The sequence below is a fragment of the Halomonas sp. PBN3 genome (assembly GCF_000475415.1).
Lineage (GTDB): Bacteria > Pseudomonadota > Gammaproteobacteria > Pseudomonadales > Halomonadaceae > Halomonas > Halomonas shengliensis.
The window spans coordinates 1-12,626 of sequence record NZ_AXCA01000191.1 but is presented as its reverse complement, the minus strand read 5'-3'; the positions used below and the strand labels follow the sequence as shown (position 1 = coordinate 12,626).

General features: G+C 68.4%; 9 protein-coding genes. 2 read left to right on the top strand and 7 right to left on the bottom strand.

Translation table 11 applies throughout. The annotated features are described in order from the left end of the window. Positions 1 to 9: 9 nt before the first annotated feature. The 7 genes from rpsA to Q673_RS32665 all read right to left on the bottom strand — a co-directional run bounded on the left by rpsA (position 10) and on the right by Q673_RS32665 (position 10,300). Positions 10 to 1,686, bottom strand: coding sequence for a 30S ribosomal protein S1 (rpsA, locus tag Q673_RS32695; RefSeq protein WP_031218574.1), 1,677 nt, complete (start codon positions 1,684 to 1,686; stop codon positions 10 to 12). Positions 1,687 to 1,866: 180 nt separating this feature from the next. Then, the gene (cmk, locus tag Q673_RS32690; protein ID WP_023006983.1) at positions 1,867 to 2,559 is read right to left on the bottom strand and encodes a (d)CMP kinase; all 693 of its coding nucleotides are present in this window, start codon (positions 2,557 to 2,559) and stop codon (positions 1,867 to 1,869) included. Beyond that, the gene (locus tag Q673_RS32685) at positions 2,556 to 4,841 is read right to left on the bottom strand and encodes a bifunctional prephenate dehydrogenase/3-phosphoshikimate 1-carboxyvinyltransferase (RefSeq protein WP_442778056.1); all 2,286 of its coding nucleotides are present in this window, start codon (positions 4,839 to 4,841) and stop codon (positions 2,556 to 2,558) included. The genes cmk and Q673_RS32685 overlap by 4 nt, the downstream gene beginning before the upstream one ends. Before the next feature lie 9 nt (positions 4,842 to 4,850). Continuing rightward, on the bottom strand, positions 4,851 to 5,942 hold the full coding sequence (gene pheA / locus Q673_RS32680) for a prephenate dehydratase (protein WP_023006981.1): 1,092 nt from the start codon (positions 5,940 to 5,942) through the stop codon (positions 4,851 to 4,853). 3 nt (positions 5,943 to 5,945) lie between these two features. Continuing rightward, the gene (gene serC, locus Q673_RS32675; RefSeq protein WP_023006980.1) at positions 5,946 to 7,049 is read right to left on the bottom strand and encodes a 3-phosphoserine/phosphohydroxythreonine transaminase; all 1,104 of its coding nucleotides are present in this window, start codon (positions 7,047 to 7,049) and stop codon (positions 5,946 to 5,948) included. Positions 7,050 to 7,080: 31 nt separating this feature from the next. Next, the gene (gene gyrA / locus Q673_RS32670) at positions 7,081 to 9,771 is read right to left on the bottom strand and encodes a DNA gyrase subunit A (protein WP_023006979.1); all 2,691 of its coding nucleotides are present in this window, start codon (positions 9,769 to 9,771) and stop codon (positions 7,081 to 7,083) included. 109 nt (positions 9,772 to 9,880) lie between these two features. Further along, on the bottom strand, positions 9,881 to 10,300 hold the full coding sequence (locus tag Q673_RS32665) for an acyl-CoA thioesterase (RefSeq protein WP_023006978.1): 420 nt from the start codon (positions 10,298 to 10,300) through the stop codon (positions 9,881 to 9,883). Between the two features lie 163 nt (positions 10,301 to 10,463). Here Q673_RS32665 and Q673_RS32660 point away from each other — a divergent pair, with 163 nt between their 5' ends. Both Q673_RS32660 and Q673_RS32655 read left to right on the top strand, forming a co-directional pair. Further along, the gene (locus tag Q673_RS32660; protein ID WP_023006977.1) at positions 10,464 to 11,387 is read left to right on the top strand and encodes a recombination-associated protein RdgC; all 924 of its coding nucleotides are present in this window, start codon (positions 10,464 to 10,466) and stop codon (positions 11,385 to 11,387) included. A 5-nt stretch (positions 11,388 to 11,392) separates the two neighbouring features. Next, positions 11,393 to 12,601 (top strand): 1-acyl-sn-glycerol-3-phosphate acyltransferase, encoded by a 1,209-nt coding sequence (locus tag Q673_RS32655; protein WP_023006976.1) that lies wholly within the window; start codon positions 11,393 to 11,395, stop codon positions 12,599 to 12,601. Positions 12,602 to 12,626: the final 25 nt, after the last annotated feature.

Below are 12,626 nucleotides of genomic sequence, written 5' to 3'. Positions count from 1 at the left end.
CTGTCTCGATCAGTCCTGACCCATCTGCTGCTTGATGAGGTCGCCGATGGTGGTCGGGCCACCGCTCTCGACGCTCTCCTCGCGCAGCTTCTTCAGGTTCTGGCGAGTGTCGTCCTGCTCCTTGGCCTTGATGGAGAGGGCGATCTGGCGGTTCTTGCGATCGACACCGATGATGCGGGCCTCGACGCTGTCGCCCTCGCTCAGGACATTGCGGGCATCCTCGACGCGGTCGGCGCTGATCTCGGAGGCCTTGAGCACCGCCACGACGTCGGTGGCCAGCTCAACCTGGGCCTGCTTGGCATCGACCTCGACCACACGGCCGGTGACGATGGAGCCCTTGTCGTTGACGGACAGGAACTCGGCGACCGGGTCGGTATCGAGCTGCTTGATGCCCAGGGAGATGCGCTCACGCTCCGGGTCGATGGAGAGGATCACGGCCTCGGCCTCGTCGCCCTTCTTGAACTGGCGAACGGCTTCCTCGCCGGTCTCGGTCCAGGAGATGTCGGAGAGGTGCACCAGGCCATCGATGCCGCCTTCCAGGCCGATGAAGATGCCGAAGTCGGTGATGGACTTGATGGTGCCGGAGACACGGTCGCCCTTGTTGTAGGTCGCGCTGAAGGTCTCCCAGGGGTTGGGGGTGCACTGCTTGATGCCCAGAGAGATACGACGACGCTCCTCGTCGATATCCAGCACCATGACGTCCACCTCGTCGCCGACCTGCACGACCTTGGACGGATGGATGTTCTTGTTGGTCCAGTCCATCTCGGAGACGTGGACCAGGCCCTCGACACCCTCTTCCAGCTCGGCGAAGCAGCCGTAGTCGGTAAGGTTGGTGACGCGGGCATGCACCTTGGTACCTTCCGGGTAGCGATCCTTGATGTTGACCCAGGGATCCTCGCCCAGCTGCTTCAGGCCCAGGGAGACGCGGTTGCGCTCGCGGTCGAACTTGAGCACCTTGACGGTGATCTCGTCACCCACGGCGACGATCTCGCTCGGGTGCTTGATGCGCTTCCAGGCCATGTCGGTGATGTGCAGCAGGCCGTCGACGCCACCGAGGTCGACGAAGGCGCCGTAGTCGGTCAGGTTCTTGACGATACCCACGATCTGCTGGCCTTCCTGCAGGGTGGCGAGCAGGGCCTCACGCTCGGCGCTGTTCTCGGCCTCGAGCACGGCGCGGCGAGAGACGACGACGTTGTTGCGCTTCGGGTCGAGCTTGATGACCTTGAAGTCGAGTTCCTTGTTCTCGAGGTGCGTGGTGTCGCGCACCGGACGCACGTCGACCAGGGAACCCGGCAGGAAGGCACGGATGGAGTCGACGTCGACGGTGAAGCCGCCCTTGACCTTGCCGTTGATCACGCCCTTGACGATCTCGTCCTTCTCGAAGGCCGCTTCCAGCACCTTCCACGCTTCGGCGCGCTTGGCCTTCTCGCGGGAGAGGCGGGTCTCGCCGAAACCGTCCTCGACGGCTTCCAGGGCGACGTGGACCTCGTCGCCGATGGCGATAGTCAGTTCGCCGTTCTCGTCGCGGAACTGGGCCGCGGGGATCTGGCCTTCGGACTTCAGGCCGGCATTGACGGTGACCCAGTCACCCTCGATGTCGACGACGGAGGCCGCGACGATGGCGCCCGGCTCCATGTTGATGTCCTGGAGAGACTGTTCAAACAGTTCAGCAAAGCTTTCGCTCATGATGTTCCTACGTGATCAACGTTAACGTGCGGCAGGGCCGCTTCCTCCGCACCACCAGCGAGTGCGGGCCTTATTCACCAAGCCCCCGGCGATGTTGGCGCTGGTTCGACCTGGCTCGGCTCTCGGCTGTCGGTGCCGAGCCACGTCATCACATGCTGCCGGAGGCGCCGCAAGGGAGTTTCAGGCGTCGGGGAGCAGACCACGTTGGGTCAGAAGCTCCGTCAGCCGATCCACCACTTCCGGTATCGTCAGGCGCGTGGTATCAAGCGTGATGGCGTCATCGGCCGGCTTGAGTGGCGCCACGCTGCGCTGCATATCGCGGGCGTCGCGCGCCTGAATCTCCTTCAAAAGACTCGACAGATTAGCATCCACCCCGGCCTCCCGCAACTGGCGCTGCCGGCGGTGGGCACGCTCCTCGGCCGAGGCGGTGAGGAAGATCTTCAGCGGTGCCGCGGTGAACACCACGGTGCCCATGTCACGGCCGTCCGCCACCAGGCCCGGGGGCTTGCGGAAGTCGCGCTGGCGGCTCAGCAGCGCCTCACGTACCGCGGGCAGCGCGGCGACCCGGGAGGCGGCATCGCCCACCTGCTCGGTGCGGATGGTGGTGGTGGCGTCGTCACCCTCCAGCAGCACCCGGGTCGCCTCGGCCTCGGCCACGAACACCACGTCGAGGTGGCGGGCCACCTCGGCCAGCGCCGCCTCGTCGTCGAGGGCCACGCCGTGGCGGCTGGCGGCCAGGGCGGTCAATCGATAGAGGGCGCCGGAGTCCAGCAGGTGCCAGCCCAGTCGCTCGGCGACCAGGCGGCTGATGGTGCCCTTGCCGGCGCCACCGGGGCCATCGATGGCCAGTACCGGGATCTCGGATCCGCTCATGCGCACTCCTCGCCGCTCTCTTCCTCGAGGGTCAGCCCCACCCTGCGCGCCAGGTCGACGAAGCCGGGGAAGGAGGTGGCGACGTTGGCACAGTCATCGATGACGATGGCGTCACTCGCCCGCAGGCCGGCGATGGTGAACGCCATGGCGATACGATGATCCTCCAGGCTGTCGATGCGCCCGCCACCGTAGTTGGGACCCTCGGCACGATCGCCAACATTAGCGCCACCGACGATATCGATGCCGTCGGGATACAGGGTGTGCTCGACGCCGATGGCGGCCAGGCCGTCGGCCATGGCCTGCAGGCGGTCGGACTCCTTGACCCTAAGCTCCTCGGCACCGCGCAGCCGGGTCACACCCTCGGCATTGGCCGCGGCGATGAACAGCGCCGGGAACTCGTCGATGGCCAGCGGGACCTGGTCCACGGGGATCTCGATGCCCTTGAGCGGCGCGTAGCGGATGTGCAGGTCGGCCACCGGCTCGCCGCCCACCACGCGCTCGTTCTCCTGACGCAGGTCGGCGCCCATCAGCCGCAGGATGTTGATCACCCCGATGCGGGTCGGGTTGATGCCGACGTGCTCGAGCACCAGGTCGGAGCCCGGGGTGATGGCCGCCGCCACCAGGAAGAAGGTGGCCGAGGAGATGTCCGAGGGCACGTCGATGGGGGCGGCGGTCAGCTTGCCACCACCCTCGAGCCAGCAGGTGTCCCCCTCGCGGTGGACCGCATAGCCGAACCCGGTCAGCATACGCTCGGTATGGTCGCGGGTCGGCGCCGGCTCGCGCACCCGGGTCTCACCCTCGGCGTAGAGGCCGGCGAGCAGCAGGCAGGACTTCACCTGGGCGCTGGCCATAGGCATGTCGTAGGCGATGCCCTTGAGCGGGCGGCCGCCGTGGATGTGCAGCGGCGGGCGGCCGCCCTCGGCGGTATCGATCTCGGCGCCCATCAGGCGCAGCGGGTCGGCCACCCGCCCCATGGGGCGCCTGGTCAGCGAGGTGTCGCCGGTGAGCTCGGTGTCGAAGGCCTGGCCAGCGAGCAGCCCGGCGAACAGGCGCATGGCGGTGCCGGCGTTGCCCACGTAGAGGGGGCCGGACGGCGCCTTGAGGCCATGCATACCTACGCCGTGGACGGTTACCCGCCCCTGGTGCGGGCCCTCGATGGCCACCCCCATCTCGCGGAAGGCCTGCAGAGTGGCCAGGCTGTCCTCGCCCTCCAGGAAGCCCTTGATCTCGGTCACCCCCTCGGCCAAGGCGCCGAGCATGATGGAGCGGTGGGAGATCGACTTGTCGCCGGGGACGCGGATGCGCCCGGTCACGCCGCCACCGGGGCTGACCCGGTAGCGCAGCTTACCTTGCTGTTGCATCTGGTATTCCGCCTGATAGCTGGTCTTGTTGAGCAGGGTATCGAAGTAGTGACGCGCATGGCTGGCACGGTCGAAGGTCGCCAGCATGGCGTCGCCATCGCCGCGTTCCACGGCGTCGCGCAGCCGCGCCACGCCGGCCTCGAAGTCCTCCAGGGAGGCGAGCACGGCGTCGCGGTTGGCGATGAAGATGTCGCGCCACATCACCGGGTCGCTGCCGGCGATGCGGGTGAAGTCGCGAAAGCCGCCGGCGGCGTAGCGGAAGATCTCGAGGCGCTCGTCCTGGCGCGCCAGGGTATCCACCAGCGAGAAGGCCAGCAGGTGCGGCAGGTGGCTGGTGCGGGCCAGCACCTGGTCGTGACGCGCCACGTCCATCTCCAGCACCTCGGCGCCGCACGCCGCCCACAGCGTGCGCACCCGGGAAAGTGCCGCCGGGTCGGTATCGGGCTCGGGGGTCAGGATCACCTTGTGGTCGACATAGAGCGCGGGGTTGGCCGCCGCCACGCCACTCTTCTCGGAGCCGGCGATGGGGTGGCCGAGCACCAGGTTCGGCGGCATCCGCCCGAAGGCGGCGACGGCACCGTCGCGGATGGCCGCCTTGGTGCTGCCCACGTCGGTGACCACCACCCCGGGGGCGGCGCGGCCCAGCAGGCCGGCGAGCTCGCGCATCACGCCACGCATCGCCAGCACCGGCACCGCCAGCACCACCAGGGTGGCACCGTCGATGACATCATCGAGGCGGGTGTCGCCGCCGTCGATCAGCCCCATCTCGATGCCCCGCGCGATCTCGTCGACATCCGGGTCGCAAGAGAGAATGGTGCCCCGAAAGCCGGCCTCACGCAGGGCCGCGGCCAGGGAGCCGCCGATCAGGCCCAGGCCGACGATCAGGATGCGCGCTTCGGCGACCGCGGATGGCTCCGTCACCGCCATGCCTCAGAGCACGCCGACCGGGTAGGAACCCAGCACCTTGACCTCGGCGGCGCGCAGGCGCACCTCCTCCAGCACCGCGGCGACCCGGGGCTCGTCACGGTGGCCCTTGAAGTCGATGAAAAACACGTAGTTCCATACGCCGCTGCGCGAGGGACGGGTCTCCAGGCGGGTCATGTCGATCTGGTGGCGATGGAAGGGCTCGAGCAGGTCATGCAGGGCGCCGGGCTGGTTGCGCATGGCCACCACGATGGAGGTCTTGTCCTCGCCGGACATCGGCACGTCCTGGTTACCGATGATCAGGAAGCGCGTGGAGTTGTCCGGGCGGTCCTCGATCTTCTCGGCCAGGCGCGTCAGGCCGTAGAGCTTGGCGGACATGTCGCCGGCGATGGCGGCGCTGTGCCACTCGGTCTTGACCAGCCGCGCCGCCTCGGCGTTGGAAGAAACCGGCACACGCTCGGCCTGGGGATAGTGGGCGTCGAGCCACTTGCGGCACTGGGCGAAGGACTGCGGGTGGGAGTAGATGCGCGAGACCTTGTCCTGGCGGGTGGTCTCGCCCACCAGCAGGTGGTGGTGGATGCGCAGCACCACCTCGCCGCAGATGCGCAGGCCGGAGTCCATGAAGGAGTCCAGGGTGTGGTTGATCACGCCCTCGGTGGAGTTCTCCACCGGCACCACGCCGTAGTTGACCGCGCCGGCCTCCACCTCGCGGAACACCTCGTCGATGGCCGCCATGGGCAGGCTGACCGCGCTCTCGCCGAAGTGCTTGAGGGTGGCCTGCTGGGTGAAGGTGCCCTCCGGGCCCAGGTAGGCAACTTTGATGGGCTGCTCCAGGGCCAGACAGGCGGACATGATCTCGCGGAACAGCCGGGCGACCTCCTCGCTGTCCAGCGGCCCCTTGTTGAGCGCCATGATGCGGCGCAGCACCTGGGCCTCGCGCTCGGGCCGGTAGAAGACCGTCTGAGGGTCCTCGGCGGTCTTCACCTGGGCCACCTGCTGGGCGGCGGCAGCCCGCTCGTTGATCAGCCGCAGCAGCTCGCTGTCCAGGTCGTCGATGCGGTGGCGCAGCGCCTCGAGATCGATGGGAGTCTCGCTCATCCCTCAGCCCCTTCTCTGTTCAAAGTCGGTCATGAAATCGATCAGTGCGTCCACGGCGGCCTCGGGCACGGCGTTGTAGAGGCTCGCGCGCATGCCGCCGACGCTGCGGTGCCCCTTGAGGTTCAGTAGCCCCGCCGCCTCGGCCTCGGCCAGGAACGGCGCGTCCAGTCGCTCGTCGGCGAGCACGAAAGGCACGTTCATGCGTGAGCGGTTGGCCGGGGTGATGGGGTTGGCGTAGAGCTCACTGGCGTCGATGGCGGCGTAGAGCTTGGCCGCCTTGCGGGCGTTGATCGCCTCCATGGCGGAAAGGCCGCCGATGTCGTCCTTGAGCCACTCGAACACCAGCCCGGCCAGGTACCAGCTATAGGTGGCCGGGGTGTTGACCATGGAGCCCGCCGCGGCGAGCTCCTTGTAGGAGAACAGGGTCGGCATGTCGGCGCGGGCGCGGTCGAGCAGGTCGTCGCGCACGATCACCACCACCAGGCCGGCCGGGCCGATGTTCTTCTGGGCACCGGCGTAGATGACCCCGAAGCGCGAAACATCCAGCGGCCCGGAGAGGATCGTCGAGGACATGTCGCCGACCAGCGGCACCTCGCGCCCGTCGGGGCGGACCGCCTCGGGAAGGTAGTCGAAGGCCAGGCCGCCGATGGTCTCGTTGGCGGTGACGTGCAGGTAGGCCGCATCCTCGGCGAGGCGGATCGCCTCCGGCCGCGGCACCGCGGTGTGGCCGTTGGCCTCGCTCGAGGCGGCGATGTCCACCTCGCCGAAGAGGTGGCGCGCCTCCTTGATCGCCTTGCGGCTCCAGATGCCGGTGTCGACGAAGCTCGGTCGGCCGCCCTCGCCCAGCAGGTTATAGGGCACCGCGGCGAACTGCTGGGTGGCGCCGCCCTGGGTGAAGAGCACCCGATAGTTGGCGGGAATCGCCAGCAGCTCGCGCAGGTCGGCCTCGGCCTTCTCGGCGATGGCGACATACTCCGGCGAGCGGTGGCTCATCTCCATCACCGAGAGGCCGCGCCCGTGGTAGTCGAGCATCTCGTCGCGGGCCCGCTCCAGCACCGCGGTAGGCAGCGCCGCCGGGCCGGCGCAGAAGTTGAAGTGGCGTGTCATAGGTCCTGAATCTCCCCTGAGGTCAGACCCCTCAATCGGCTTGGGGGGCTGCCCCCGTGTCCTCTTGGCCGTCCTGGTCGACGTCCCCTGCCTCCTCCGGGGTGTCTTCCGGCTCGTCGATGCGCACCGTCTTGACCAGTGTCTCGTCGTTGCCCAGGCGGATCAGCATCACGCCCTGGGTGTTGCGCGAGCTGATCGAGACCTCGTCGACGCGGGTGCGCACCAGGGTGCCGCGATCGGTGATCAGCATCATCTCGTCAGAGGCGTAGACCTGCATGGCGGCGACGAGCGCGCCGTTGCGCTCGCTGGTCTGCATGGCGATCACGCCCTGGCCACCGCGGCCGCGCAGCGGGAACTCCTCGAGGCGGGTGCGCTTGCCGTAGCCGTTCTCGGAGGCGGTGAGGATATAGATCTGGCCGCCGTTGGCCTGCTCGATGGCGGCGCCCTCCTCGCCCTCGGACTCTCCTTCCACGCCGGCCTCGGCATCGATCTGCTGGCTCTGGGGGATGATCAGGCTGATCACCTCGGCGTCATCCAGCAGGCGCATGCCGCGCACGCCGCGGGCGGTGCGACCCATGGCGCGCACGCTGCCCTCCTCGAAGCGGATCGCCTTGCCGTTGGAGGAGAGCAGCATGACGTGGTCGCTGCCCGAGGTGATCTGGGCGCCGATCAGGCGATCGCCCTCCTCCAGGTCGATGGCGATCAGGCCCACGCTGCGCGGCCGCGAGAACTGCTCGAGGCTAGTGCGCTTCACCGTGCCGCGGGCGGTGGCGAAGAAGATGTAGCTCTCGGGGTCGTAGTCGCGCACAGGCAGGATGGCGTTGATCGCCTCACCCTCGTCCAGCGGCAGCAGGTTGACCAGCGGCTTGCCCCGCGAGCCGCGACTGGCCGCCGGCATCTCGTAGACCTTGAGCCAGTAGACCTTGCCGCGGTTGGAGAACAGCAGCACGGTGTCGTGGGTGGAGGCCACCAGCAGGTGCTCGATGACGTCCTCGTCCTTCATGGCGGTGGCCGACTTGCCGCGTCCGCCACGGCGCTGGGCCTGGTAGTCGGAGAGCGGCTGGGTCTTGGCGTAGCCGGAGCGGGACACGGTGACCACCATGTCCTCCTCGGCGATCAGGTCCTCGATGGAGAGGTCGAGGTGGCTGGCCTGGATCTCGGTCTTGCGCGGGTTGCCGAACTGGTCACGCACCGCGACGAGCTCCTCGCGGATCACCTCCAGCAGGCGCTCGGCGGAGGCCAGGATCGCCATCAGCTCGGCGATCTTCTCGAGGATGCCGAGGTACTCGTCGAGGAGCTTCTCGGTCTCCAGGCCGGTCAGGCGGTGCAGGCGCAGCTCCAGGATCGCCTGGGCCTGGGCCGGCGAGAGGCGGTACTCGGTGGCCGAGGGGTTGAGGCCGAAGCCCTCCTCGAGGTCCTCGGGCTTGCAGGAGGTGGCCCCGGCGCGCTCCAGCATGCCGGTGACCTGCCCCGGCGACCAGTTGCGCGCGAGCAGCTTCTCCTTGGCCTCGGCGACGTTCGGCGAGGCCTTGATCAGCTCGATCACCTCGTCGATGTTGGAGATGGCGACGGTGAGGCCCTCGAGGATATGGCCGCGCTCACGCGCCTTGCGCAGCTCATAGAGGGTACGCCGGGTAACCACCTCGCGGCGGTGGCGGATGAAGGCCTCGAGCACCTCCTTGAGGTTGAGGGTGCGCGGCTGGCCATCCTCCAGGGCGACCATGTTGATGCCGAAGACGTTCTGCAGCTGGGTCTGGGCGAAGAGGTTGTTGACCACCACCTCCCCGGACTCGCCGCGCTTGACCTCGATCACCACCCGCAGGCCGTCCTTGTCGGACTCGTCGCGCAGTTCGGCGATGCCCTCGATGCGCTTCTCCTTGACCAGCTCGGCTATCTTCTCGATCAGCCGCGCCTTGTTCACCTGGTAGGGCAGCTCGGTGACGATGATGTGGTCACGGCCGCTCTTGTCGTCATGCTCGATGGTGTGGCGGGCACGCACGTAGATGCGCCCGCGGCCGGTGCGGTAAGCCTCGAGGATGCCGGCACGGCCGTTGATGATGCCCCCGGTGGGGAAGTCCGGCCCGGGGATGTGATCCATCAAGTCGTCGACGGTGAGGGTGTAGTCGTCGATCAGCGCCAGGCAGGCGTCGATCACCTCCACCATGTTGTGGGGCGGGATGTTGGTGGCCATGCCCACGGCGATGCCCGAGGAACCGTTGACCAACAGGTTGGGCACCTTGGTGGGCAGCACGTCAGGGATACGCTCGGTGCCGTCGTAGTTGTCGACCCAGTCGACGGTCTCCTTCTCGAGGTCGGCCAAGAGCTCATGGGCCAGGCGCGACATGCGCACCTCGGTGTAGCGCATGGCCGCGGCGCTGTCGCCGTCGATGGAGCCGAAGTTGCCCTGGCCGTCGACCAGGACATGGCGCATGGAGAAGTCCTGGGCCATGCGCACGATGGTGTCGTAGACGGCACTGTCACCGTGGGGGTGGTACTTACCGATGACATCGCCCACCACGCGGGCGGACTTCTTGTAGGGCTTGTTCCAGTCGTTGCCGAGCTCGTGCATGGCGAACAGCACGCGCCGGTGCACCGGCTTGAGGCCATCGCGCACATCCGGCAGCGCCCGGCCGATGATCACGCTCATCGCGTAATCGAGGTACGACTGCTTGAGTTCGTCCTCGATGTTGACTGGCAGAATCTCTCTGGCGATGTCACCCATGGGTCGTCGAATCCTTTGCACTGCAAGAGGTTGGCCGCCCGCCGTGGTGTTGCCCGGGGCGCCATAACAGCGTCACATCATACCACCCCGGGCGAGGCAAAGGCAGGCGCTATTCGACCACCAGCGGGGCCAGCAGGGTGCGCAGCTCGCCCTCGATGGGGATGGCACGGTTGGCCGCCACGTCGAGCAGCACGAAGGTGATGGTGGCGCGGCTGACCAGGGTGTCGTCGGCGACCCGGCGGATCTCCTGGGCCATGCGGGCGCTGCGCGAGCCCAGCTCGCACAGGCGGCTGTCGATGGCCAGATCGTCGCCGGCCACCGCCGCGGCGCAGTAGTCGATGTTGAGGTTGACCGCGACGAAGGCGATGTCGCCGCGCTGCAGGCGGGCGAAGAGCTCTGGCCGCGCATCGAAATAGGCCCAGCGCCCCTCCTCCAGGAACTCCAGATAGCGGGCGTTGTTGACGTGGCCGTAGCCGTCCAGGTGGTAGCCGCGCACGCGCAGGGTGGTACGGGTGGATCGTGGGTCCATGGCAGGGCTCCGTCGGATAAGGTGGATGGGGTGCCGGGCTCGATTCTAGGCCCGCCGCCGCCTCGCATTCAAACACTCGTTTCAAATCCGACCCAGCATCCAGGCTGGCACCCCCGTCCCCCTTCGGTGATAATGGCGCCCCTTTTCTGCGGGAAAATGCTTCATGTGGTTCAAGCACTTACACCTCTATCGGCTGCACGACGCCCCTGAGCTGGACGCCGCCACCCTGGAAGAGGCCCTGGCCGAACAGGCCGCACGCCCGCTGGGCGGCCAGGATCCACGCCGCCTGGGCTGGACCTTCCCCGGCGGACGCGCCGACACCGCCCGCCTCCACGAGCTGCAGGGCCAGCGACTGCTCAGCGCCCTGCGCCAGGAACGCCTGCTGCCCGCCGGCGTGGTCAAGGAGGAGGTCGACGAGCGTGCCGCCGAGGTGGAGGCCCGCGAGGGACGCAAGCTGCGCCGCCAGGAGAAGCTCACCCTCAAGGAGCAGGTGGTGGAGGAGCTGCTGCCACGGGCCTTCGTGCGCAGCCAGAAGGTCGACCTGTGGTGGGACACCCGCCGCCGGCTGATCGGCATCAACGCCAGCTCCCGCACCCGTGCCGAGGAGGTGCTCGACCTGCTGCGCGAGACCCTGGGCAGCCTCAAGGTCACCCCGCTGGCCACCCAGGCCCTGCCCATGCGCGCCATGACCCAGTGGCTGACCGACCCCGCTTCGCGCCCCGCCGACCTGGTGCTGGGCGACCAGGTGGAGCTCAAGGCCAAGGGCGACGACGGCGTGTTGCGTGCCCGCCAGGTCGACCTCGACAGCGACGAGATCCAGCAGCTGCTGGAGAGCGGCCGCCAGGCCAGCAAGCTGGCCGTGGAGATCGAAGGGCGGCTAAGCTTCGTGCTGCATGACGACCTGGCGCTCAAGTCGCTGCGCTTCGGTGATGCCCTGGTCGACGAGGCCAACGCCGCCGACGACGGCGACGATGCCCTGCTGCGCCTGGAGACCGACTTCGTGCTGATGGCCCAGGCCCTAGGCGAGAACATCGAGCGCCTCATCGCCTGGCTGGGCGGCGAGGCGGGTACCGCAAGCGACGCCTGACCACCATGACCGAGACCCGACCCACCAGCGACGCCCGGGATCCCTGGGCCGAGATCCGCCCCTACCACGACGACGAGGTCGCCTGCGTCCTGGCACGCCTGGCCCACGAGCCGGAGCTGCTCGACGCCCTCACCCGCTACCGCCTGCCGCGGCTCTCCCGGGTCATGCCGGGGCTCTCGCGCGCCCTGGCAAGCCTCGCCATCCGCCGCCAGGTGCGCGGAGTGGAGAGCGTGCGGGGCTTCCAGCAGCGCGTCGCCGGCTACATGGAGCGGATGATCCGCACCACCACCGACGCCTTCGAGACCAAGGGCCTCGACGCCTTGGACCCGGGCACCGCCTACCTGTTCATCGGCAACCACCGCGACATCTCCCTGGACCCGGCCTTCGTCAACTACGCCCTCTACCTGGCCGGGCGCGACACGGTGCGCATCGCCATCGGCGACAACCTGCTCAAGAAGCCCTACGTCACCGACCTGATGCGCCTCAACAAGAGCTTCATCGTGCCGCGCAGCGCCCGCGGCAAGCGCGCCATGCTGGCCGCCTACCAGAAGCTCTCCGGCTATATCCGCCACTCCATCACCGCCGACAACCACTCCATCTGGATGGCCCAGCGCGAGGGGCGCGCCAAGGACGGTATCGACCGCACCGACCCGGCGATCATCAAAATGATGACCATGGCGCGCCGCGCCGAGGACCGCCAGGCGAGCCTCGGCGAGGCGATCGCCGAACTGCGCCTGGTGCCGGTAGCGATCAGCTACGAGTACGACCCCTGCGACGTGCAGAAGGCCCGCGAGCTGTATGCGGTGCACCACGAAGGGGCCTACCAGAAGGCCCAGTACGAGGACATCCAGTCCATCGTCGCCGGCATCACCGGCCACAAGGGGCGGGTGCGGCTCAGCTTTGGCAGGCCGCTCGACGCCTCCTTCGACACCCCGGACGCCGTCGCCGCCGAGATCGACCGCCAGGTGCTCGCTGGCTACCGCCTCTTCCCCAGCCACCGACTCGCCCTGGAGGCGCTGGGCATCGCGCCCGAACTGGTCGACCTCGCGGAGGTCACCGACGCCGACCGTGCCCGCTTCCAGGCCCGCCTGCAGCAGGTGCCGGCCGAGCTGCGCGACTGGTGGCTCGCCCAGTACGCCAACCCGGTGCTCAACAAGGCCGGCCACGCGCCCTTCGACCCCGCCGCGGCCGAGCGGGACCGGCGGGCCGAATAGGCAAGTCGCACCAGGGGCAAACGTG